The organism is Siphonobacter sp. BAB-5385 (genome assembly GCF_002261125.1).
Lineage (GTDB): Bacteria > Bacteroidota > Bacteroidia > Cytophagales > Spirosomataceae > Siphonobacter.
Genome location: NZ_NMPS01000178.1, coordinates 1 through 23,053, shown reverse-complemented (window position 1 = coordinate 23,053; position 23,053 = coordinate 1). Strand labels below are relative to the sequence as shown.

The following is a 23,053-nucleotide window of genomic DNA, read 5'->3' as shown; positions in this document are numbered from 1 at the left end:
GATGCTTCCTGATTAGGGGAAGTATCCAGATAAATTTCCGGTTAGCTAAGGAGCCTATCCCTAAGTAAACAAAATCATGGTAAAAAGCCTTATGGCTACGTATGATCATTCCCGGACCTGGAGAAATTTTATTTAATCAATTGAAAAGCAACCTTTTGCAGAGATAGAGTGGTCGCTGCGTGAATTCTTCATAAGTTAATCCAGAAAAGGCGGGTTGGTATGCGTTGATTCATTTACTTTAACGCCTCACAGAAGTTCTTACCACTTTTTATAAATCACTGGCTTACCGTACGTGTAACGTGATTCGACCTCAACCCCTGAACAGCCAGAAAACCTAGCCATGAACAGCACTGGTCTATCATCGACACTAAACCAAAAAGGACTATTCACCCGGCCTTATCTAATTGCAGCACTTGCCGTTTTGCTTTTATTTCTGGTTTATGCAGGGATATACACCTTTTATAACGGCTACGATGAACGTTCCGCCAGGCAAAAGGAGCTAAACCTGAACGTTCCAGTCGATTCTCTGTATCTATCTCAGCGTCAGTACGCCAGGCAAATGGATAGCCTTGTGTTACCGTACGTGAAAGCCCGTCAGACCAGTGGTTACTTCACTCATCAGGACCGCCGGATTGCCTACCATCAATACCGATTAGCAGCACCCATAGGCAATGTTATCATCTCCCACGGCTTTACGGAGCGGAAGGAAAAATATCAGGAGATGGTGTATTACTGTTTGAAAAAGGGGTATCAGGTATTTATTCTGGATCATTTTGGTCATGGCAGCTCCTCGCGGGCTTCGAGCGATTCTTCCCTGGTGCATTGTAGCGACTACCACGTGTGGGTGGATGATCTGCAAACTTTTATCGCGACGATTGTTCACCCGCAAGCCAACGGTCAAAAGACCATTCTTTACGGGCATTCCATGGGTGGGGGTATTGCTGCCCGTACCCTGGAAGAATACCCCCAACTGGTAGATGGCCTGATTCTGAATACGCCGCTATTTAAACTATTGATCGAAGGTATTCCGGATTTTGCGGGCGATCCCGTTGCCAGGACTCTGGTGTCTCTGGGAAAGGGAAGTACCTACGCCCTGGGAGCCCGGGCTTTTGATCTGAAGAAAGATAAAGTCTATCACCCGCTCATCCCAGCGACTTACTGCGACGAGAAAGGAGCGTATTGGCATCGGTACACGCTGGGCCTCACGCAGCATCCAAGCTTTGGGGCCTCCTGGGCGACGGCTTCCACCCTGATGGACCTAACGCACTCGGTCGTTAAGCGAACAAACGTTGAAAAGATTACCATTCCCATCTTACTGTTTCAGGCTGAACGCGATGGCTACGTAGATCCCAAAGGTCATTTCACGTTTGCCAATCGGGCTCGTAACCTCGAATTTTACCGGGTAAAGGGAGCGGGTCATGAAATTTATCTGGAGTCGAACGTTTACACCATTCCTTATTTTCAGGAGGTCTTTCGCTTTATGGGAAATGTTAAAAAGCGGCAGTAGAGGAATGCTTGTCCGTGAATGCTTCCCGTATCTGAGGTTGGGCTGGTTACTACAATTGGCAAGAGCCGGGCAGAACCAATAGGTTGCAATCTTGAAAGTTCCAAACAGGTGTAAAGACAGGATTTACGCTTGGTTCCAAGAAATTTGAGTAAACAATCCGATGTTTTGAGAAATTCAGATACGCTTCTTTTCAAAAGCTGTTACTGTTAAAATTATAAACGTATAGAAATAGAAGTTCATACTCAGGTTTCTGCCTTGATACAGTTAATAAACGTTTCTGTTTCGTCCCTTCAATCTCAAAAGCCATTCCCTTCACCCTGACTGGCCGTTCTTTTTTACAAAATGACGTATTCAAACTAACGGTACACACGTATGGAATACATTCGCTTAGGTAAATCGGGTCTGGTGGTTTCCCGGATCTGTCTGGGAACCATGACCTACGGTACGCCCACGGAACGCTGGCCCTGGGCTTTAAACGAAGAGCAAAGTCGCCCTTTTATCCAAAAAGCTCTGGAGTTGGGGATCAACTTCTTTGACACCGCTGATGTCTACTCCAACGGCAAAAGTGAAGAAGTGGTAGGTCGGGCACTGAAAGCATTGGCCTGCCGCGAAGAAATAGTTCTGGCTACCAAAGTATACAACCCCATGGGCCCCGGACGCAATGAGCGTGGCCTGTCGCGTAAACACATCATGGCCGCCATTGACGCCAGTTTACAGCGTCTGGGCACGGACTACGTGGATCTGTACCAGATACATCGCTGGGATGATCAGACGCCCATTGAGGAAACAATGGAAGCTCTGCACGACGTCGTTAAAGCGGGGAAAGCCCTGTACATCGGAGCCTCTTCGATGTATGCCTGGCAATTTGCCAAAGCCCAGTATACCGCCGATCTGCACGGCTGGACCCGGTTTGTATCCATGCAGCCGCATTACAACCTGGTGTACCGGGAGGAAGAACGGGAAATGTTACCCTTCTGTGCCGATCAGCAGATTGGCGTAATTCCCTGGTCCCCGCTGGCACGGGGTCTGTTGTCGGGCGGACGCAGCAGGGAGCGTAACGAAACCGAACGAGCCCGTACGGATGCCTTTGGCAAAAGCCTCTACACTGAAGCAGACTTTAGCATTGCCGATCGGGTGACGGAAGTGGCCCAGCAGCGGGGCCTTCCCAATGCTCAGGTAGCCCTGGCCTGGATGCTTAGCAAGCCCGTCATTACCGCTCCGATTGTGGGAGCCAGTAAGCCTGGCCATCTGGAAGACGCCGTGGCTGCGGTCTCGGTGCAGTTGACTGCCGAGGAAATTCAGCGGCTGGAAGAAGATTATCAGCCCCATTCCATTAAGGGCCATTGACTACTAAAAAGGCAAGGATCCTGGCGTGGCGATCGCGTGGGGTCGCAGGCCGGAATCCTTGCCCTAGTAAGATCAGTACGTAGATAACCAGACTTTCTTAATGTGAGTGTCTGGTTGACAGCTTGTTCTAGTACTGGCTTTGCAGGAAAAGTGATTTTATTTTAAAACAGGTTGTTTTTTCTTTGGGCTGGAAACGGTTTTCCAGGCCGTCTTTTTTAACTGCTCCGCAAAATCCGCATCGACCTCCTGAGGGTGAAAGGAAAGTTTTAGCGGGGATTCCTGAAAAAGAAAGCTGTACCAGACCAAGGAGCCTAAATAACAGCCAGCGGCGTTAGCATGGTGGGAATCAAAGCCTAACTCGTCCTGCTTCCAGAAGTAACCAACGTGCAGGGAGTGATTCTGCTTGGGTAGGGCAGGGGGCCTGGGGTGATCGAAATTGAATTCAGTATCTTTCTTATATCCCCATTGTGGATCGGAGCTAATGGCCCAGAAAGCATCGCCATTGGGAATCAGGGGAATGCCTAACTCTTTGGCCGTGGCATGATAGGCGGCTCTGGATTTTTCCCACATCTGCTGGGCACTGCGGGCGGACTGTCCGTTGCCAATCTGCGTAAAGTCTTTGGAATCCACGCGGTAAGCCCAGGTTTGGTGAAGAACAATTTTGGCCTGCGGTTGCAATTTCTTCACGTATTCGTAAAGCTGCCGGGCATAGGGCTGGTAGGTTTCCAGGTTTCCCGAGAGAATGGAGGCCTGTTGCAGTGTAATGACATCCCACGTGCCTTCGGCAAGCAACATTTTCAGGGATTTACCGTGGTAGGGTTTGCCTTTGGGATCTTCCGGATTTCGTTCGGCCGCCTGGGCGTGATCCCAGTGCCGTTCGAGCGAGCAGCCGCCGAGTTCGGCTCGTCCAATAATCAGGGTGTGGCCGGCTTCCTGACTGAGTTCGGGTAAATATTTGGAGGCATTCTGGGAGAAGCTATTCCCAATCATGAATAAACGTAAGGCATGGCGGTCTGCTTTTTTCGAGGTGGATTGGCCCCAGGCGACTTGTACCAATAATAAAAATAGAACCAGATAGACCGCTCTGGAATGGGTGCTGGAGCAATTGAGGGGATGTTTACGTTCAGGCATTTTTCAAGAATAGGTTTACAAATGGATGGACAAGGTCCTTCTGTCAGCGGTTTGGATGCCTTGTTCAACCGCGAAGATAAGACACCGTGCTTCATATAATGCTATTCCTGAAGGGCAGATGCGTAATGCCTGATGCTTTTACTTTCGAGCAGGCAAGGAAATGATAGCATGAAGAAAGTACGTTAAAATGTAAACGGTTTTTTAAATTATTGGGTGAAACCAATAGTCCCGGAAGAAAAATAATCCCTCATTTTTATCCATTGGATAGGTATAGCCCGGTTGAATCAAATAGCCGTCCTTCGTCCTCAGTAAGCCCTGATCGGTATACGGTAATTGCTGAAGTAAGCTTAAACTACGTTTGAAATTTTCGTGAGACGGCCGAGCCTTTTCACAAGCCGCTTCACCCGTTACTGTAAACGAATAAAAAGGAAAGGTAAACCATCGAAAAGGCTGGAACGTATCCTGATCCAATCCCTTCCAATGACCTGAAGTTTCGCGTATACCTTTGCTGATTTTGTTAATGGTATAAGCCCTGAGATTGCCAAGCACGAGTAAGCTATCGACTTGCCCCTGATGGTTTACCCTGAATTTAAACTCTCCATACATCGTTTCACACTGAGCCGAGGTTTCTTCGGTACTGAGAATTCCCTTCATAATAAAGGCGGATACCGGCTTTTGTCCCTCGTAGGGGTAAAGCCTTGCCTGGATAGGCGTTTCGAAGGAAATCGTTATGTCTTTATCCTGCCCGGAACTCTTCAGGTTTAAAAGGAAAAATAGTGCTGGCAATAAAAATTTTATCATTGTAAAATTGTGGCAACCCGGTCATTCCCAAGCGATCTAATTCAGATTTCTGAATTCCACTGGAGTCCGCCCTGTTTTTTGTTTGAAGAGTTTATTGAAGTACTGCGGATACTCAAAGCCCAGGGAATAAGCAATTTCACTCACCGATTTTTCCGTGCTTAACAGAATCGTTTTCGCTGCTTCAATCAGGTGGTAATGGATGTGATCCTGGGCGTTTTTGCCCGTTTCTTTTTTGAGCAGGTCACTCAGATAGCTGGGCGACAGGTGTACGACCTCCGCCAGGTATTTTACCGTAGGCAAGCCCGTTTCGCGAATGGCCGTCTGCTTAAAATAAGTACTTAGAATTTTGTCGATCTGGATGACTACACCGTGGTGGGACGTTTGGCGGGTAATAAACTGTCTTCCGTAAAAGCGGTCACAATACTGCAAAAATAATTCAATGGCGGCAATCAGGATCGGCTGGCTGTGCCCATCGATGTTTTCCTGTAGCTCGGCTTGAATGGTACCCAGGCAACCGAGGAGGATACTTTTTTCCTTCTCGGACAAATGCAGGGCTTCTGACACTTCGTAGGAGAAAAAATGAAAATCCTGCATCCGGGTATGAAGGGAAGTACCCCGAATCAAATCGGGATGAATGTACAAACCCCAGCCTCCCAAATCATCGGACATCTCCTCCGGTATATCCATTTCAATAACCTGATTTGGTCCCATACTAATCAGGCATCCGTCCTGAAAGTCAATGAGTTTGCGGCCATACCGAATGTGATTACTGGGATAAGTTTTAAACATAATGGAATAAAAATCAGCCGAGAGCTTGACGCTTTGCTGCGGAGGCTGTTCTACCTGGCTAAAATCCAGTACCGCCACCAGGGGATGCTGATGCGGTCCCGACCCGAAGAACCGGAGCAGGTCTGCAAGGGTAGCAAAATGAATAAATTCCTGCATGAGTTAGGTCAGGTTTAACCGCTGTCGCAATATACGTCACCGTAGAGTTCAATCATTTAATTACGTTGCTTCGAATAGACTCATTTGTCTTCGCAAGCACGCCTGTTTGGTAATGTCTTCGTATCGAAAGCTTTGTTCTTTTAAAGCTTTGTTATCGACCCAGACTGCAATTGGCCCTGTAGGCACGGCTGTTCGATAGCCCCTGAGCCTTCCAGGCTGGACCTCGCCACACCTGATCATTTCCATGGCATGAGTCCATTCGCAATGCGATGGACACGAGTAGCAGGAAAAGTGCGACGTTCTCGATACGGACTAAAAGACCAGCTGTATCTACAGGACGAAAACCGCATGCTTACATGCTTATAAGCGACTAAAAGCCCTGTTGTCTTTACAAGCCAAACATCACTTTAACTTCCCGGCGGAAGTCTTCATCGGATAACTGCCGACGCTGATCGATCATTACGGCTGCATCGGCACCCGCGGAATAGCGTAACTGATCGGAGCCATCGGTAGCCGCCTGGTACACTACTCGGGCGATGGTTGCGGGACTGGAGGCCTGTTGAAAGAGGGTGTCAAAAGAGGTTAAAGCTTTGGCAATTATAGGCTGGTACTCGGTTAGCTTCTCATCCACGCTAAGGTCGAGGGAGCGGCCCGTAAAATTAGTCGCTATGGCACCGGGTTCAATGAGTTTCACCCGTATACCCAAAGGTTCCAGTTCATAAGCTAGCGATTCGGAGAAACCTTCTACGGCAAATTTAGTCCCGTGGTACAGGGAGCCCAGCGGGAAAGCCATTTTCCCGCCCGTAGACGAAATGTTCAGGATCATACCGCTCTGTTGTTGGCGGAAATGCGGCAACAAAGCCTGCGTAACGTCAATGAGCCCTATCACGTTGGTATGAAACTGACGAATGACTTTATCCCGGGGAATGGATTCCAGGGGGCCATACGCTCCATAACCCGCGTTGTTCACCAGCACATCGATGGTTCCAAATTGCTCCAGCCCTTCGCGTATGGCATTTTCGATGGTCGCTGGCTCCAGCACATCAAGTTTCGTTACCCATACATTCGGCAAGTTCCGTAGTTCAGTCTCCTTTTCGGGGTTTCGCATGGTGGCAATGACATTCCATCCGCTGGATTGAAATAATTGGGCGGTCTCTTTTCCTAAGCCGCTGCTGGCACCGGTAATTAAAATCGTCTGGTTCATGCTCTTTGTTTTTTTGTGATGCTGCAAAGGTGGGCTGAGGTGGCGGGACACCTGTCATACGAATTCCGGGAGATTGTATGCTTTTTCCGGATTTAAACAGCAGACTGATTCGAAGCTCCGAAAAGTCAGGAATGTTGGGGGGAGTGAATCCCTTTGATGCCATCGCTGGACAGGATTCACTAATGACGATTGCTCAGTTCTGCACAATTATAAACCAACGCCTGATAGGTGTGTGGGTTAGGAAGGTTCCTGTTGTCTAGCGTTTTCCCGGCGTTGGAATATGGTTTTTAACGTGCATTCTACAATCCTACCTTAAACACGCGTATGAACACCTCTGTCATTTCTTACCGCTACAACCGTCGCGACATTGAAGCGGGTATTTTGCACATTGGCGTGGGAAACTTTCACCGGGCCCATCAGGCGTTTTATACCCATCAGGTACTTGAGTCGCCCGATCAGCGGCAATGGGGCATTTGCGGCGTTGCCCTACTTCCCTCAGACGAAGCTCTGGTTCGTAAATTGACCCAGCAAAAGGGCGAATATTCGCTCACCGTCTGCGGACGCGAGGGTCAGGACCAAGTGTATGTCATTGGGGCTTTAATCGAAGTGATTTGGGGTGTCTCGGACCCGGAGGCAGTACTCAATAAAATGGCCGATGAAGCCATTCGTATCCTTACACTGACGATTACCGAAGGAGGTTATAATCTGGATAAAGCTACGCAGGCCTTTAATTTTGAGCACGAAGGGGTTAAACACGACCTCGCATTTCCGGCTCAACCCCAAACGGTCTTTGGGTTTGTTGCGGAAGGACTACGCAGGCGTAAAGCGGCTGGTCATCAGGGCCTGACGATTCTATCCTGCGACAACCTGCAACATAACGGATATACAACCCGGAAGGCGTTTCTGAGTTTCATCGAAGCCCAGGATGCTTTACTGGCCGAGTGGGTGAAAAGCCACGTGACGTTTCCCAACAGTATGGTGGACCGAATTACCCCGGTTACCTTACCCGAAGACGTCCAGCGGCTCAATACCCGAAGTGGGTTAAATGATCAGGTACCCGTGTACTGTGAGGACTTCATTCAGTGGGTGATTGAGGATGATTTTATGGCCGGTCGGCCCGCCTGGGAGCGGGTAGGAGTCGAATTTACCGAAGATGTAAGTGCTTACGAAACCATGAAGCTTAGCCTGCTGAATGCTTCGCATACCTTGTTGTCCTATCCGGCCTTTTTAGCCGGGTACCGTAAAGTAGACGATGCCATGCATGATCCGGTCTTCGTCCAGTTTGTTCGGAATTTTATGGATAGGGACGTTACGCCTTACGTTCCCGCACCGGGGAATACCAATCTGGAGCTGTACAAACAAACGCTGGTGGAGCGTTTTGCTAATCGGTCGGTCAGTGACCAGCTAAGCCGACTGTGTTTCGATGGTATTTCCAAATTTCCCGTGTACATCCTGCCCAATCTGGCTCACATGATTCGGGATCAGAAAGATCTGACGCGGCTGGCCTTCTCATTCGCTTCGTACCGACATTACCTCAAGTATAAAACGGATGGTAGTGGGCAGACTTTTGACATAGCCGAACCCTGGCTAACGACCGAAGATGAGCGGGTTATTGCAAGTGAAGATCCGGTTGAATTTTTACGCCTTTCTGCTTTTCAAAGCCTAAACCTGGGTGTGGTTGATAGCTTTGTCGGACCGTATCAGGCATTTGTCAAACGCATTCAGAGTGAAGGGGTAAAAGCGACCCTGGTATCGATCCTCCACTAACGCATCCCGCAGGCATTCTAGTTTGAACAGGTATGGAATCTAAATCTCAGCCCAGCATCGTACCCTTTGCGATCATTACCTTCATTTATTTTATCATTGGATTCTTAACTACCATCAACGAACAGCTTCAGGCTCCGCTAAAATTTACCTTGTTAGTGGATGCCGGAAGTTTACGGAATACGCTAACAACGCTCATTTCCTTTTTCTTCTTTTCCGGATACCTGATCAATGGGACGCTGGGCAGTCGGTGGGTGAATGCCGTGGGGTATCAGAAGACGATCCTGCGAGGCCTGGGATTTACCATCGCGGGCTTGCTCATGTATTTCACTTCTTCGCTGGTAAGTGATCAGTTTCCCAATTGGACCTTTAGCGTGACCGATGCCCAAATCCCGACCGGCTACCTTATTTTTTTATTGGGTTCCTATCTGATGGGCACTTCGGCGGCAGTAGTCCAGGTGGTGGTCAATCCTTACGTAGCGTCTTACCCGTTACGGGGAACCCAGCCTGTTCAGCGGTTGAATATTACGACGGCCATTAATTCCATCGGTACGACGTCAGCCCCTTTTTTTGTAACCGTAGTTATGTTCAGCGGAATTCCCATGGATCGGATTCAGATTCAGCAATTGTTAGTACCCCTGAGTCTGTTGATAATCACCATTTTGTCGGTAATTCTGATCACGAGTCGCCTCCACATTCCCGACCTGGAAAATACCCGAGCCGGATCCACCGAAAAACTGGAACGAAGCATTTGGTCGTTCCGCCACTTTGTCTTGGGAGTTGCGGCTATTTTTTTTTACGTGGGAACGGAAGTAGCCATCGGTGCCAATATCAACCTGTATGCCTTCGAACGCATGGATGCCGGTCATCCCATTACGTTTTTTGGTCGAACTGATTTAACTATTGCCGGACTGGATTTGGGTATTCACGCCTTGCTTTCTACGCTTTACTGGGGAGGGTTTTTAGTAGGGAGGGCTATCTCCAGCTTTTTCACCACTATTTCGGCCCGAACGCAACTGATTGTCACTACGGTTCTGGCGACGCTACTGGCCGTTTTCGCCATGGTTGCCCAAAACCTCTGGTTTTTAGTAGCCATTGGTCTGTTACACTCGTCGATGTGGAGCTGTATTTATTCGCTCTCCATCCGGGGATTACAGAAATATACCTCAAAAGCGTCCGGCGTATTTATTTCCGCCGTCTTTGGCGGGGCCGTTTTTACCCTGATTCAGGGCGGATTAGCCGATCTGTTCGGCTCCTGGCGTTGGACCTGGTCGCTTACCGTTTTGTGTGAGTTGGTGATGCTGGCGTATGCCGTATTCGGGTATCGGATCCGGGAACAGGATCAGTTGGTTTAAGGTGATTTTATATCGTTTTTCGCTCTTTTGTAAGAGTGGAATGGGGTTAGTGCTACGTAGTCATTAACTTCTGTCAGAGATCATGTAATGGATGAGAGCAATGGGTGCTTCGATGAAATGTCCGTTGACAGGTTCGGGATTCCTGGATCAGGTTAAACTTTTAATTCGATCAGACGGCATATGGCTTTCGACGAATCAGGTGAAGTACCCACAAAGAGGACAGACCTAAATATCTGTTTAAATTGGGTTGCAAAGCAGTAAATAACCGGATTTGCGTGATTATATGGCTAGCTTTGTCGTCTTAATCACACCATTGTTTTGGGTTGTCCCTACACTTTATGCTCAAATCCTTTACCTTCAAAAAGCAGTCTCTCCTACTGGTTGCCTTCTGTTACTTCACCTTCCAGTCCGCTCATGGACAGAATTTCGCTAAAACCTTAAATCCCAGCTTTTATAAAGCCTATGAAACGGGAGCCGCCCCCCGCCATGTGACTGTAGCGGACTTAACTCACGATGGGAACGCAGATATTGTAACGGCCAACGTCGCTTCCCAAACGGTTTCCGTATTAGTAGGGAAAGGCAACGGGGATTTTGCCGCTCCCGTTCACCTTAGCGTTGGAAAAAATCCTTCATCGGTAGCGGTTGGGGATGTTAATAATGATACGCATCCTGACGTAGCGGTCACAAATTCTGGGGATAAAACGATTTCGATCCTGCTGGGTAATGGGAAAGGTGAATTTAGTTCAGCCCGATCATTGCCAGTGCCAGCAAACGCCCAATCGTTGGCGATCGCTGACTTTAATGCTGATGGTAATCTGGACCTGGTTGCAGCGAATAGCTTATCTGCTAGTGTGTCCATCCTTTTAGGCGATGGACAAGGAAGTTTTGCCACGGCATTTACTATAACGGTAGGAGATAGTCCGCAAGCAGTGGCCGTTGAAGACCTTAATGGAGATGCGAAGCCCGATATTGTCACTGCAAATCTGGTGGGCAATGTTTCGGTCTTGTTAGGGCTAGGAAATGCAGCTTTCAGTCCAGTCATGAACTACGCAGTAACTGGACCAGCGGTAGCTGTCAAAATAACAGATATAAACCAGGATGGGAATCTGGATCTGCTCTCGGCAGATCTGTCTGGCAGGGTATCTATCTTACTGGGAGACGGCAAGGGAAGCTTTTCTCTAGTAGGGCAACTACAGGCGGGAGGCGAACTCTCGTCAGTAGCCGTGGGTGACCTAAATAAAGATGGCCTGCCTGACATTGTAGCTACGTTACGAGTCGCCAATGGACTGGCAGTTTTCAAAGGAAAGGGAAATACGGAGTTCGCCGCAGCCGAAGTCTATCAACTAGATATAAATCCATCGAGTGTGGCCCTGGCAGATTTCAACAAGGATGGTTATCCAGATGTAGTGACCGCCCTTGAAGAAGTCTCTAGTGTAGGTATTCAATATGGTAACCGTGAGGCTAGATTTGGTTCTGCTACGGTCTTCAATTTGCCCAATACCCCTAGCTACCTGACTGCTAATGATTATAACAAGGATGGAGTACCTGATTTGGTAACCGCCAATCGTTTTGCAAGTACGGTGTCGCTGCTGACCGGGCAGGCTGGGGCTCTCGGCTTTTTGCAAGCTCAGACGTATCAGGCCGGTTATTCAACGGATCCCAAGGCGTTGACCTCAGCCGATCTGAATGGAGATGGTCACCTGGATATCATAACCATCAACCCGATTCGAAAAAGTCTGACTGTCCTTTGGGGGGATAGTAAGGGCTCCTTTACCGAAACAACGTATGCGATTGCCGGAGCCTCAAATCCCTTCTTTATTGCTTCCGGTGATTTGGACGGAGACCAGCGGCCCGACTTGGTAATTGCCGATGTCACCAGTCCTGCCGTATTTATCCTGCGTAATACGGGCAATCAGACCTTTGCCTCCCCTACGAAGATAACGATACCCAATGCACCGAAAGAAGTGAAAGTGGAGGATCTGAATGGGGATAATCTACCAGACCTTGTTACGGCTGATGCGAGCAGCATATCCGTACTCCTAAACAAAGGAGGAGGCCAATGGGCCTCGCCTGTTAGTTATCCAACCTCGGGGAGTGTTTGGTCTGTAGCTATTGGTGACATTAACGGCGATCAAAGTAAGGACATCGTGGGTGTCATGAATATCGATTCACCGAATACCGCTATTCTTTTGGGCGATGGGCAGGGTGGATTTATTCCCCAAAGCTCAATCCATATGGGATACGACCCCCGATCTGTTGTCTTAAGTGATTTCAATGGAGACCGCAAGCTTGATATTGCCGTTGCCAGCTACACGGATAATAAGCTTCTGGTGGGCTTAGGAAATGGCTATGGCGGATTTTCTGAGGTTACCACCTACACCGCTGGCTATGGTCCTGTATCCCTGGTAACAGGCGACTTTAATGGCGATTTCAAAACTGATATTGCGTTGGCCAATTTGGATGGTAAAGCCGTTTCCGTCTTTTATAATTATTTCCCGGAAAGTTCATTGCCCGTTCGTCTTCTCTCCTTTACTGCTACGCGGCAATTGGAAACCGTTCGTTTGGAGTGGACTACTGCTGCTGAAAAAGATGCCGCTCACTTCCTGGTAGAACGCAGCAAAGATAGCAGGACGTTTGAAGCCATTGCCCTCGTGAAAGCAGCGGGTAACCATGGACGAGCGTACGTAAGTTACGACCAGGCACCCTTGAAAGGACTCAGCTACTACCGCCTTACCCAGGTGGATGAGGATGGCCGTAAAAATACCTACCGTCCCGTATCCGTGCGTATGAGTGGAACGGACTTGATCTACCCGAACCCATCCAATGGTCATTTTGTGGAGGTGGAAGCCAGTGTAGATGCTGATATTCAACTCGCTACGTTGCAGGGACAAAACTTAGGATGTAGGAAAGAATCGATCAATGATCAGAGCTTACGGATCTATCCTAAACAGTCTCTGAAGCCTGGCGTATATCTGTTACGTGTCGGGGAAGTGACGCACAAGTGGATTGTGCAGTAAACACACACGTTCATTAAAAAAGGCAGTGTTCATGAGGGAACACTGCCTTTTTTAATGCGTTATTTGTCCCGTTTGAAGGTCTCAATGCCCAACTAAAACGGACTTTCGGATCAATTAAAGTTTCTCAAACCGCTCTAGGGTAATAAAAGCTACCTGCTTATCCTGGAAATGAATCTGTACCTGATCGAACGAGCGGTTATCTTTTGGGTAAACCAAGGTCCAGGGTAAACGGGCCTTAACGGGATCGTAGATAGCATAGCTGTACCGGGAGGTAAGCACCATCTTCTGAAATTTAGAGGCATAAGCCGGGTTTTTGCTTAGCTCCACCAGTTTACTGTACAATTGCTCGGGCGTGTCACCCGGTTGCAGAACACTTTTGGAATCGATCGCCTCGGGCCATTGGCTTAAGGAGCGGCGATTATTGAGCGTTAAACTTTTGACCTTACCTGCGGCTAGTTCAATCTGTACGCCCGAATCCGTATCGTATGATTCATCCAGCGTCAGCCAATCAAACTGACGAAGGCGATTTTTAAGGTCGGTAACATCGGAGAAATACGTATTGACCTGACTGAGATACGTCAAGGACTTTTGCTGCCGATGCTGCTCGAGAACCGTATAGACTTCATCGACGAAACTATGAATGCCCACTCCCGCATAACTTCCCTGCCGAATGGTATCACGAGCGACGAGCTTGACTGTGATTGGAACGGGAGGATCCGTGATGATTGGTTCCAGCTGCTCTTTCGAGCAAGCCATGAGAGCAAACAGAAAAAATAAAGAAATGCCGGTCGAAAAAAGTCGCATACGGAACATTGGTTTAAAGATTCTCTCTAAGACCCTGATTATCTGCTTTGCGTTGTAAGACGCCACCTGATTTTTATCGGAATGGTACGCAGGGGATCGTAAAAAACAAGGCAGTTGTCAAAGGCGAATGCAACGTTGAGAGGCGGTTCTTCATCTCTGGAAGGTAACTTGATCCGTATTTAAACCCGTTTAATGACCTTCACGATGAAACGATTTTTTGTATACGCTGCCATACCCTTGCTGCTTAATTCCTGTACTTCCACTAAAAACTGGCAAGGCTCTTCAACCCCTGAACGAACCCGGGCAGCATTCAAAGAACTAAACGGTACGCAAAGTTTTACGCTCCGGGTACCGGATAATGATACCTATCTCGCGTACCAATTCAAAGAAACCAGCGGTGAATTAGAGGCTTCCATTCAGTCGCCCTCCTCGGTTGTTTTCAGTAAGAAAATTGATTCGCTGGAAGAAAAGCGAATCCATCTGGTGAATCAGAAAGGAGCCGAGTATAAAGTCACGGTCAAAGGTAAGCAGGCTTCTGGAGCAATAGATGTTAGGTTTGTAGGTGCTGATAAATAAGAGGTAGTTTCCAGTACTTAATGGCCTGATTGATTCACTTAATGCAAGCGTTTTCGCTCCCAGAGGATCTTTCCTGGATTATTCGGCCTGGAACGTAGATCAGTGAACGAGTCATTACTGAAGCTTTTGGTCAACAAAAGCTTCAGTAATCACTCGTTCGTTTGGCAAGTATGAATGGTATGAAAAATAGTATCTTCCTTCTTTTCCTTAGTTTGTGGTGTTATTCATCGTTCGCTCAGACGAACCTGACGGGTCGAGTAGTGAATCAGGCGGGTGAGGGCATTCCGTATTGTGCCATTGGGATCCGACGTACGCCGATTGGTACCTTAGCCGATGAGCAGGGCCATTTTAAACTGACCCTTGCTGATTCCTTACGGAACGCTGAAGTCATTTTTAGTGCCGTAGGTTATCACGATAAGGCCATCGCCCCTTTTCCCGCCGTACCCGAATCGGTCGTGGTTTTAGAGCCGAATGCCCGGGTGCTTCAAACGTTAGTCGTTTCAGCCAAAAAAAACAAAGCGAAAGTAGTGGGCGAAAAGTCACGTCCGATGCTTACGTTTTCGAGGATGTTCGATCAGCACGCTCCTGCCGTTGAGCAGGGCATGTTGCTAACTGTACCGCCGGAGGCCTGGCTGAATGCCTTCAATTTTTACATCATGCCGAGTTCAAAGTACGCCGAGATTACCCTGAAGCTCAATAGTTACGAGGCTTCGAACGGGACCCCGGGCCAATCTTTACAACAGACGCCGATCCTCTACAAAACCACGACTACCGGCTGGCAAACCATCGATCTTTCCAGCTACCAGCTCAGAGCAACCCGGACGGGGAAAGTTGCCTTCACCCTGCAACTCGTTCAGCATACGGCTGCTGCTCAGGATAACTTCATCTTCGGATTATCGGCCAAAAAATCGCTCGCGAATCAGTTACTGTTCCGCTATCAAAGTCAGGGGGATTGGGAAAAACACGCCGGTACTTTTATTGCCAACGTGGCCGTCAGTTACGCGAAACATACGACGGAAACGCCAGCCGACCGTTCAACCGAATCTTTAGAAGAGCCGGACGCAATGACCCGTACGATGCTGCAGGTATACCAACATTATGAAGCAGCAAAAAAGACCCGCTATGGGCAGGATTCCAGTGGTGCCTATGCGGATTTGGGAGATGCCAAGCTGTACTATGAAACCTATGGGCAAGGAGATCCACTGGTCTTGTTGCACGGGAACAACGGGGGTATAGCCGATTTTTACCAGCAAATTCCGGCTTTGTCCAGACACTATCGGGTGATTGCCGTAGATACGCGAGGGCAGGGGAAAAGTACGAATCAATCTTCCGCTGACTATACGTACGACACCTTTGCCAGCGATCTTACTAAACTAATGGCCCAATTAAACCTTCCCAAAGTACATATTCTGGGGTGGAGCGACGGTGGAAATACGGGTCTGTCTTTTGCCCGGAGCTATCCCGAAAAAGTAGGGAAACTCATCGCTATTGGGGCCAATCTTTCGCCCGACGGAATCAAAGAAGAAGTACTGACGATGTTTAAAAACCAGGTAAAGCAGAATTCCGGGGATCATCGCCTGCTTCGGTTGATGCTTGCCCAGCCGCAGTTGACGGCAACGGATCTTCAGAAAATCAATAGTCCCGTATTACTCATCGCGGGTCAGAACGATGTCATTCTGGAATCGCATAGCCAGCTGATGCAAAAACTGATCAAAAACGCCCGACTGGAAATTTTCCCGGAGGCTACCCATTATTTGCCTTTTGAACAACCCCAAAAACTTAACCAATTGGTACTTTCCTTTTTAGGTGAATAATTGTTTGAACACTAAAGTTTTATGAACGAGTACGGTCTTAGTGCACCCTACTCGCTTCTTTTTCAGTTATCCCAGATTTTCGCGGAAAAAGGGAATAAGCTGCTCAATAGCCTCACCCGTAGCCTTTGGATCATCGTACAGATCGTAATGGACGGCTCCAGCCACCACATGAATCTTTTTGGAGGTAGAGGCCGCTTTATTGTACAGTTCAAAACTGTCCCGATACGAACCAAAGCCACCGATTTTGTCACCTACCCAAATGCATAAGGGCTGCGTTAGTAAGTGATCGGTCCGATGGAAGGCTGTCAAAAACAACGGCTAGGCTGAGCCCCGTGTACAGAAATTTATTATCCGGGTTCGGATGTTGTCCGCGGGGCGTCCGGTAGCACTTCCAGCATTTGCTGAAAAAGGCGATTCCTGAAGACTCTTTACTAAAAGCCTGGGTGAACAGACCGGATTTAAACTTCCAGGAATACAGGATTTGCGGGGTAGCAAAAAACAGACTATGCTACCGGACGAACAAGGTTTGATCGGCTTAATGAAAGAGACTCTCCCCACTGGAAAGGCCTATTTTATAAAAGTCCCGACGCGAATAGTCAGGTAGTCACGGCGAAGACGGATGCCCCTCGTACATTTTAAAGCCCTTGAGCTTTAAATCCAGCGGCTGTAATCGCTCGACCGTATGTTCACGTTTGACTTTCATTGCAACAGATCTAGGTATCAACTAATCATTACGGTGACGGAGCGGATACTGAAAAGTCTGGAAACCTTTACTCGTCTTTTAACGGATACTACCTGTAATTTTTGCATACAAAGCATACAAATAGGATGAGCTGGTTTTATAAAGGTGAACGCAGCACTATCCCTTCAATACGTAAAACGAGAGTCGAGGTTAATGTAAAAAGGCTGCTTCCGCGTCCTGTTGCACTTCCACTTGCTGTTTAATGGTTTTCTTACCCACCAGTAACACAATCAGGGCGAGACTGGCAGAACCCGCCATGGCAGCCACCATCGGTAAGGCCGAGGGCTCTTCAAACTGACTCATTAACACCGAGATCAGGGTTCCCATGCCCATTTGTACGGCTCCCATCAACGCCGAGGCACTACCCGCATTTTTAGCGAAGGGGGCTAAGGACAAGGCGGAAGCATTAGGATTGGTAAACCCAATACAGCTTAAAAACAGGAAGAGAAAAACAAGCGTAATGGGCAACGTCAGCCATCCGTTCAAGGCTACCACTAAAAAAGTCAGAGCGATAAGCACCTGACTCATCAGGGCTACTCTGACAATTTGTTCGCTCTTGTATCTATTTAGCACTAACGTATTGACCTGACTTGACCCGATAAATCCCACGGAAAGAAAGGCAAAGATCCAGCCGTACACCTTTTCGTCGGTATGAAAGACTTCCATAAATAAAATGGGCGAACCGGAAACGTAGGCAAAGAGTCCGGCAAAGGCAATGGCTCCCGTGAAGGCATAGGTATAAAACTGCGGTTCCCGTAAGACCTTCCAGAAGTTTTGCAGAATGGGTTTCGGCTTCAGGGAAATGGAGGAGTCGGGCTGGTAACTATCGGGTAGCCACAGGAAAACGGCCAGTAAAATCAGCAGTCCCATCCCCATCAGGATCATAAATACCATTTCCCAGCCAAATACCGAAGTAACGTAGCCACCCACGGTAGGGGCAATCATGGGGGAAGCTCCTACCACGAGCAGGAGTAGCGAAAATACCTTGGCGTTATCCTTCACCGGGAACAAATCGCGGACCATGGCAATGGAAGCAACCGAAGCCGCACAACTACCAATGGCCTGAATGACCCGCATGAAAATCAGACTATCGATACTTTCGGTATATGCACAGCCCGCCGAGGCCAGGATGTAGATCACCAGTCCAACGTACAAGGGTTTCTTCCGCCCAAACCGATCGAGTAAGGGTCCGTACAATAATTGTCCGACGGAGATACCAATAAAAAATCCGGACAGCGAAAGCGAGACTTTCGCCGCCGTCGTGTGCAAATCTTTGGCAATGGCCGGAAAGCCCGGCAGGTACATATCAATGGAAAAGGGTCCTAATGCCGTAAGGCTACCTAAAATCAGGATTAGGAAACATACGTTTTGCGAGACATGGGAACGGATTGAAATACTCGTTGTAGGGAGAAGACCAGTTCGTCAGAAAGATTAAGGTACAAAAGCGGGTTCTGACTTATGGATATACAAATATTTCACTTTAATAATTTCAATACGGGTAAAATAGCTGACATGATTCCCTAAAACTCGTATCCGAAAGCCTTACCTGCTTTGGGAAAGCGTGCAGAAGAAAGGGCACGCATCTAAACCCAGGGCCAGCATAGTTCGCTTTGAGGTCTGTAGTACAAATGGTGAGCAAGCGAAAGCCTTTAGAACCCGATCAGGTACGAATCAGTCAGAGGGTTGAATAAGGCTAAATCTACTGGCATTTTCGACGTTCCGCTCGTACTTGTCAAGGCATCCCTGGCCGGCATGGTTTTTCTGTGCTATCTGCTCAGAAATGCTACTGCGGTATACGTAAAAACGGAGGGCATGATTCTTTAATCATGCCCTCCGTTTGATTGACTACACCTTAGCGTTTATAATCGACCCTTTGAAAAAGGGGACCATTTTTGGAAGGAACTACATTAAGTTTATGTTCACTGGCTAATTTTCTCAAAATAGCCTCTCCCTCTGTCAGCGGCAAGTTACTGAGTTCGGAAAATTCGCGTATCGTGAGGGTGGGATAGTGCTGGAACAGACTCTCCCAGGAGGAATGAAACGCACGCTTTTCGATGGAAGGATAAACGGTTTTAATAGCGTTTTCAAACGTACTGTAGGGTTTAACACCGTATATGAACTCCTGTTTTCCCGCCGCATTCGTAACGAAAATGGAAGGAAACCCCCGAACGCCCATCTGACGGGCCAGGGCCAGATCTGCCTTGAATAAGTCCTGGGCCTGGTGCTCATATGCTTGCCTGAGCTCTTCTGCGTTTAAGCCCACCAGGGTAGCCGCATGGGCCAGGTGCTCCCATTTGGTTATGTTCTTTTTCTCCAGAAATACCATTTCCCGGAGTAACCGTAAAAAGGAGATGGCTTTCTTTTCATCCTGAAGCTGAGCCGCTTTAAAGGCAATGGAAGGCGGATACGAAGAGTCCAGCGGGTCTTCCAGCCATACATCGCCATCAATGGGCATTTTGTAATGAGCACTTACTTCGTCCCAGTGATGAGCAACATCGGAGGGTTTACTAATGCCGCCGCTATTGTAACTCCAGTCGGGAAGTAATCCACCCATGTGGTACTCAAACGCTACGGATGGGCCATACTCCAGTTTCAATCTTCTTAACTGCGGCTCGATTCCCCAGCACGATGAACAAATGGGGTCGGTGAAATAAATGATTTTAACGGGTTTATCTTCTGCTTTGATGGGATCAAGGCTTTTATTTTCGACTTGTCCAGGGATTTCGCAAACGCCCGTCTCGGGATCGCATAACAAGGGATTTGTATTCATGGCTTTTGGGATTTGAGCGTAACAATGATAACAGGCAAGGAAAAGCAGGAGAAGGATAAACAGTGAAATAGCCTCAGCACGTTTATCGATTTGTAGAGACGTGGGTAAAATAGTTTTCATCAATTTCTCAGCGATCGGTTGACGCGAAAGAGGGGCTACTGATTCGTACTGGAGGTACCAGCTGGCCGTACCCTTAGCCTTGGCTTCGGACAAATGTCTTTTTCGATGCAAAGATCAAAACTCAGAAGGCAAGAGTCAATGAGTCAGGAAAACCTGACTAGCAAACAATCGTTACATAAATGCAGCACTGGTCTTTAATGCAGAACGGATTAAAATCCCTCCTTACTGGATCTACGGCTCTTATTCGCACCCCTACAAACTTCTTAGAGCCGTAGATTCGGCCGATCTTCAACCCAACCTAAATTGAAGTGGAAACCGTCAGGACTGCTTCGAAGAAGTAATCAACCGGATAGGTCCGGTTTTGCTGCGATAGGCTTTAAAAACGAAAAACTCCCGAAGTAGCGGCTTTCCATCGCTTCACTTCGGGAGTTCTTGTACTCGGTGCTAAACTGGGTTACCCAGATCAGCGTAGTCATCGCAGATACCTAAACGACGCGTACGTTTACGGCGTTAAGGCCTCTTTTGCCGTTTTCTACTTCAAAAACCACTTTGTCGTTTTCACGAATGTCATCCGTAAGACCGGAAATATGAACAAAGACATCCTGGCCACCTTCGGTGGGCGTAATGAATCCGAAACCTTTGGTTTGGTTGAAGAATTTAACGATTCCTTCTTGCATGAAAATAGATGGTTTAACTGATTTATTATTTACTTACTTTATTGATCCGAACGGCACTGAATCCTCGGGCCGTTTTTTCTTTTTCAAACGTGACGCGATCCCGCTGTTTGACGGGTTGTGCCAGTTGACTGGAGTGGAAGAACAAATCTTCCCGGGTTTCATCATCGGTGATAAACCCAAAACCTTTAGCTTCGTTAAACACGGCTACAATGCCGGTTCGCTGCGGGTCTTCCTGAATAATGGCAGCCGCTCCTAAGCGAATATCTTCCGGATTAATTTCTTTCCGATTGCGGATATCCGGCGGCGTAGAAGTCAGATTGCCATTTTCATCAATGTAGGCCATCATGTCCTCCATCGATTTGCCTTTATTATTGCTGGTCTTCCGCTCTTCTACTCTTTGAGCTTTATCCTGCTTCTTCTTCGCTTTTTTCTTCTGATTTTCTTTCTTCGAAAAAGATTCACTCATAGTTGGTCATTTATGGTTAATAGCTTCCCCAGCGGGGTTGCTGTACGTCATCATAGGCATACGAATGCCTATCAATTTCTGGATGTTCATCCAGTCTGCCTTTTCCTCTGAATTACAAAAGGAAACGGCGACCCCGTTAAATCCCGCCCTTCCGGTACGTCCAATACGGTGCACGTACGTTTCGGGTACTTCGGGAATTTCATAATTTACGACGTGGGGTAATTCGTCAATATCAATGCCCCGAGAGGCAATATCCGTAGCCACCAGTACTCGTATTCGGCTATCCCGGAAATCGTTTAACGCTTTCTGCCGGGCGTTTTGAGACTTATTGCCGTGAATGGCCGCTGCCTGAATACCCATCTGAGCCAACTGTTTGACCAGCTTGTCTGCTCCGTGTTTGGTGCGGGTAAAAACCAGGGTACGGCGAATGGAAGTATCTTTTAACAGCGTAACAAGTAAGCCCGTTTTCTGTTTCTTCTCCACGAAATACACCGACTGCTGGACCGTTTTGGCCGTGGACGAAACCGGTGTTACATTAATTTCGACGGGACGGCGTAAAATCGTATTGGCAAATTTACGAATTGCAGTCGGCATAGTCGCTGAAAAAAACAGCGTTTGTTTGGCCGCCGGTATCTTCGTAAGAATCTTCTTGACATCGTTCACAAAGCCCATGTCAAGCATACGGTCGGCCTCGTCCAGAACCAGTATTTCCAACTGAGAAAGGCTTACGAATCCCTGCTGCATTAAATCCAGGAGTCGGCCCGGTGTGGCAATAAGAATATCTACTCCTTTTTTTAACGCTGTTACCTGCTTCCCCTGAGGCACCCCACCAAAAATGGACAGCCGTTTCAGAGGCAGATATTTTCCGTAGGTTCGGAAATTTTCATCGATTTGAATGGCCAGTTCCCGCGTGGGCGTCAGGACCAGAGCCCGGATGCCGGATTTAGCGGATGCTTTCTGACTCAGCAGCTGGAGGACCGGAATAGCGAAAGCGGCTGTTTTGCCCGTGCCCGTCTGGGCACAACCAATAATATCCTTGCCTTGCAGAACCGGTGGAATGGCCGTGTATTGAATCTCAGTAGCCTGCGTATAACCTGTATCGGTTAAGGCCCGGAGTATAGGTTTAATTAAATTTAAATCTTGAAAGTTCATGGTCTATGGTTTAATCGTATGCCGGTAAGTAAAGTATGAGCTAATGGTTTCCTGTGGTATATAGGTAAATTTGATGCGGTTTGAGGAATGTCGGGATGGCGTTATCAAGGAGGCGGTACGTTCAAACCTATCGTTATACGAGTAGACCTAAGAAAATCAATTAAAAATTTACGCTGGGGATACGTATACGTTAGGTGAGTTAAGAAACGCAAGTCGCTCGCCAGAGAGCAGCCAGGCAGGCAATGGCTATAAAAACCGGATCAAGTGAGAAAAAGAAGCAAATTCGAAACATCTGGCCTCTGGCAGCAACTGCCCGAAAAACCGTTTAAGTGCAAAAAAAGCGGTAGCTGAGAGAGCGAAAACTGGTGATAGAGGAAAGAATGATCCTAAACTATGTCAGCAAAAGCAAAGGCAGAAACCTATTATTTCGTAAAGGTACGCATTAATTAACGAATACGATCAAAAATGTTTGATTTTACAAGAATGACAGGACTGGACTCAGCGAAAAGCAGCAGGTTGAGTGAAAGGGTGTTTCGTTAAGGAAGTCAAGAGAAGACTTACCAAATCTCTGTTAGTGATTGATCGTATGGAGTAGTGTAATCTGCAAGTGAGAAGTGGGGCTTTGTTTGATTGCCTGGAGGACGATTACAACCTAATCTCGATGGACGACTTCAGTCACTTGCGTTGCAATCCGTAGGGGTTTGCGTCAGTCGTTGAGCTGCCTTGCTAAAGTTTTGATTCTACTCTGGTACGATTAAGACAAAGAGCAGTCCTGGATTACGAGTATACGTACATGATATTTCAATTCCACTCTGGTACGATTAAGACAATAGCAACAACGTCGAAGAAGCATTTGAATAC

18 protein-coding genes are annotated in these 23,053 nt (G+C 47.8%); 7 read left to right on the top strand and 11 right to left on the bottom strand.

Annotated features, from left to right (window positions below; genetic code table 11):
• Positions 1–559: 559 nt before the first annotated feature.
• Positions 560–1,507 carry an alpha/beta fold hydrolase gene (locus BWI93_RS17700; RefSeq protein ID WP_176454263.1) on the top strand — a complete coding sequence of 316 codons (948 nt, stop codon included), beginning with the start codon at positions 560–562 and terminating at the stop codon, positions 1,505–1,507.
• A gap of 372 nt (positions 1,508–1,879) precedes the next feature.
• On the top strand, positions 1,880–2,854 hold the full coding sequence (locus BWI93_RS17695; protein ID WP_094813661.1) for an aldo/keto reductase: 975 nt from the start codon (positions 1,880–1,882) through the stop codon (positions 2,852–2,854).
• Between the two features lie 156 nt (positions 2,855–3,010).
• Here BWI93_RS17695 and BWI93_RS17690 read toward each other — a convergent pair whose 3' ends face one another.
• The 4 genes from BWI93_RS17690 to BWI93_RS17675 form a co-directional block, all read right to left on the bottom strand.
• Complete coding sequence (locus BWI93_RS17690; RefSeq protein ID WP_094813659.1) at positions 3,011–3,985, bottom strand: DUF4886 domain-containing protein; 975 nt, start codon at positions 3,983–3,985, stop codon at positions 3,011–3,013.
• 201 nt (positions 3,986–4,186) lie between these two features.
• Positions 4,187–4,639, bottom strand: a complete 453-nt coding sequence (locus BWI93_RS17685) for a hypothetical protein (protein ID WP_094813657.1) — start codon at positions 4,637–4,639, stop codon at positions 4,187–4,189.
• 183 nt (positions 4,640–4,822) lie between these two features.
• Positions 4,823–5,731, bottom strand: a complete 909-nt coding sequence (locus BWI93_RS17680) for an AraC family transcriptional regulator (RefSeq protein ID WP_094813655.1) — start codon at positions 5,729–5,731, stop codon at positions 4,823–4,825.
• Positions 5,732–6,119: 388 nt separating this feature from the next.
• Positions 6,120–6,935 carry an SDR family oxidoreductase gene (locus tag BWI93_RS17675; RefSeq protein WP_094813653.1) on the bottom strand — a complete coding sequence of 272 codons (816 nt, stop codon included), beginning with the start codon at positions 6,933–6,935 and terminating at the stop codon, positions 6,120–6,122.
• A 324-nt stretch (positions 6,936–7,259) separates the two neighbouring features.
• On the opposite strand from BWI93_RS17675, the gene BWI93_RS17670 reads away from it, so the two are divergent.
• The 3 genes from BWI93_RS17670 (at position 7,260) to BWI93_RS17660 (ending at position 13,071) form a co-directional block, all read left to right on the top strand.
• A complete protein-coding gene (locus BWI93_RS17670) occupies positions 7,260–8,702 on the top strand; it encodes a mannitol dehydrogenase family protein (RefSeq protein WP_094813651.1) in 1,443 nt (480 codons plus the stop codon).
• 32 nt (positions 8,703–8,734) lie between these two features.
• Positions 8,735–10,054 (top strand): MFS transporter, encoded by a 1,320-nt coding sequence (locus BWI93_RS17665; RefSeq protein WP_094813649.1) that lies wholly within the window; start codon positions 8,735–8,737, stop codon positions 10,052–10,054.
• Positions 10,055–10,392: 338 nt separating this feature from the next.
• Positions 10,393–13,071: a T9SS type A sorting domain-containing protein gene (locus BWI93_RS17660; protein ID WP_094813647.1), complete on the top strand. Its 2,679-nt coding sequence runs from the start codon at positions 10,393–10,395 to the stop codon at positions 13,069–13,071.
• A 114-nt stretch (positions 13,072–13,185) separates the two neighbouring features.
• Here BWI93_RS17660 and BWI93_RS17655 read toward each other — a convergent pair whose 3' ends face one another.
• Positions 13,186–13,875, bottom strand: coding sequence for a hypothetical protein (locus BWI93_RS17655; RefSeq protein WP_094813645.1), 690 nt, complete (start codon positions 13,873–13,875; stop codon positions 13,186–13,188).
• A gap of 204 nt (positions 13,876–14,079) precedes the next feature.
• Between BWI93_RS17655 and BWI93_RS17650 the strand changes: the two genes are divergently transcribed.
• Together BWI93_RS17650 and BWI93_RS17645 are read left to right on the top strand one after the other, a co-directional pair.
• Positions 14,080–14,451: a hypothetical protein gene (locus BWI93_RS17650; protein WP_141217511.1), complete on the top strand. Its 372-nt coding sequence runs from the start codon at positions 14,080–14,082 to the stop codon at positions 14,449–14,451.
• A gap of 179 nt (positions 14,452–14,630) precedes the next feature.
• Entirely contained in the window at positions 14,631–16,265 is a 1,635-nt protein-coding gene (locus BWI93_RS17645) for an alpha/beta fold hydrolase (RefSeq protein WP_176454262.1), read from the top strand.
• 66 nt (positions 16,266–16,331) lie between these two features.
• Here BWI93_RS17645 and BWI93_RS17640 read toward each other — a convergent pair whose 3' ends face one another.
• The 6 genes from BWI93_RS17640 to BWI93_RS17615 form a co-directional block, all read right to left on the bottom strand.
• A complete protein-coding gene (locus BWI93_RS17640) occupies positions 16,332–16,574 on the bottom strand; it encodes an alpha/beta hydrolase (protein ID WP_141217510.1) in 243 nt (80 codons plus the stop codon).
• Between the two features lie 583 nt (positions 16,575–17,157).
• On the bottom strand, positions 17,158–18,312 hold the full coding sequence (locus BWI93_RS17635; protein ID WP_255157937.1) for a multidrug effflux MFS transporter: 1,155 nt from the start codon (positions 18,310–18,312) through the stop codon (positions 17,158–17,160).
• Between the two features lie 547 nt (positions 18,313–18,859).
• Positions 18,860–19,777: a ClpXP adapter SpxH family protein gene (locus BWI93_RS17630; protein ID WP_094813769.1), complete on the bottom strand. Its 918-nt coding sequence runs from the start codon at positions 19,775–19,777 to the stop codon at positions 18,860–18,862.
• A 605-nt stretch (positions 19,778–20,382) separates the two neighbouring features.
• Positions 20,383–20,574 carry a cold-shock protein gene (locus tag BWI93_RS17625; protein ID WP_094813637.1) on the bottom strand — a complete coding sequence of 64 codons (192 nt, stop codon included), beginning with the start codon at positions 20,572–20,574 and terminating at the stop codon, positions 20,383–20,385.
• A 25-nt stretch (positions 20,575–20,599) separates the two neighbouring features.
• Positions 20,600–21,040: a cold-shock protein gene (locus BWI93_RS17620; RefSeq protein WP_094813635.1), complete on the bottom strand. Its 441-nt coding sequence runs from the start codon at positions 21,038–21,040 to the stop codon at positions 20,600–20,602.
• Between the two features lie 6 nt (positions 21,041–21,046).
• Positions 21,047–22,192, bottom strand: a complete 1,146-nt coding sequence (locus BWI93_RS17615; RefSeq protein WP_094813633.1) for a DEAD/DEAH box helicase — start codon at positions 22,190–22,192, stop codon at positions 21,047–21,049.
• Positions 22,193–23,053: the final 861 nt, after the last annotated feature.

Bases quoted from the DNA above. Each gene is read 5' to 3' on its own strand.
- BWI93_RS17700 (WP_176454263.1), top strand. From the start codon at position 560: ATGGATAGCCTTGTGTTACCGTACGTGAAAGCCCGTCAGACCAGTGGT.
- BWI93_RS17695 (WP_094813661.1), top strand. From the start codon at position 1,880: ATGGAATACATTCGCTTAGGTAAATCGGGTCTGGTGGTTTCCCGGATC.
- BWI93_RS17690 (WP_094813659.1), bottom strand. From the start codon at position 3,985: ATGCCTGAACGTAAACATCCCCTCAATTGCTCCAGCACCCATTCCAGA.
- BWI93_RS17685 (WP_094813657.1), bottom strand. From the start codon at position 4,639: ATGAAGGGAATTCTCAGTACCGAAGAAACCTCGGCTCAGTGTGAAACG.
- BWI93_RS17680 (WP_094813655.1), bottom strand. From the start codon at position 5,731: ATGCAGGAATTTATTCATTTTGCTACCCTTGCAGACCTGCTCCGGTTC.
- BWI93_RS17675 (WP_094813653.1), bottom strand. From the start codon at position 6,935: ATGAACCAGACGATTTTAATTACCGGTGCCAGCAGCGGCTTAGGAAAA.
- BWI93_RS17670 (WP_094813651.1), top strand. From the start codon at position 7,260: ATGAACACCTCTGTCATTTCTTACCGCTACAACCGTCGCGACATTGAA.
- BWI93_RS17665 (WP_094813649.1), top strand. From the start codon at position 8,735: ATGGAATCTAAATCTCAGCCCAGCATCGTACCCTTTGCGATCATTACC.
- BWI93_RS17660 (WP_094813647.1), top strand. From the start codon at position 10,393: ATGCTCAAATCCTTTACCTTCAAAAAGCAGTCTCTCCTACTGGTTGCC.
- BWI93_RS17655 (WP_094813645.1), bottom strand. From the start codon at position 13,875: ATGCGACTTTTTTCGACCGGCATTTCTTTATTTTTTCTGTTTGCTCTC.
- BWI93_RS17650 (WP_141217511.1), top strand. From the start codon at position 14,080: ATGAAACGATTTTTTGTATACGCTGCCATACCCTTGCTGCTTAATTCC.
- BWI93_RS17645 (WP_176454262.1), top strand. From the start codon at position 14,631: ATGAAAAATAGTATCTTCCTTCTTTTCCTTAGTTTGTGGTGTTATTCA.
- BWI93_RS17635 (WP_255157937.1), bottom strand. From the start codon at position 18,312: ATGTACCTGCCGGGCTTTCCGGCCATTGCCAAAGATTTGCACACGACG.
- BWI93_RS17630 (WP_094813769.1), bottom strand. From the start codon at position 19,777: ATGAATACAAATCCCTTGTTATGCGATCCCGAGACGGGCGTTTGCGAA.
- BWI93_RS17625 (WP_094813637.1), bottom strand. From the start codon at position 20,574: ATGCAAGAAGGAATCGTTAAATTCTTCAACCAAACCAAAGGTTTCGGA.
- BWI93_RS17620 (WP_094813635.1), bottom strand. From the start codon at position 21,040: ATGAGTGAATCTTTTTCGAAGAAAGAAAATCAGAAGAAAAAAGCGAAG.
- BWI93_RS17615 (WP_094813633.1), bottom strand. From the start codon at position 22,192: ATGAACTTTCAAGATTTAAATTTAATTAAACCTATACTCCGGGCCTTA.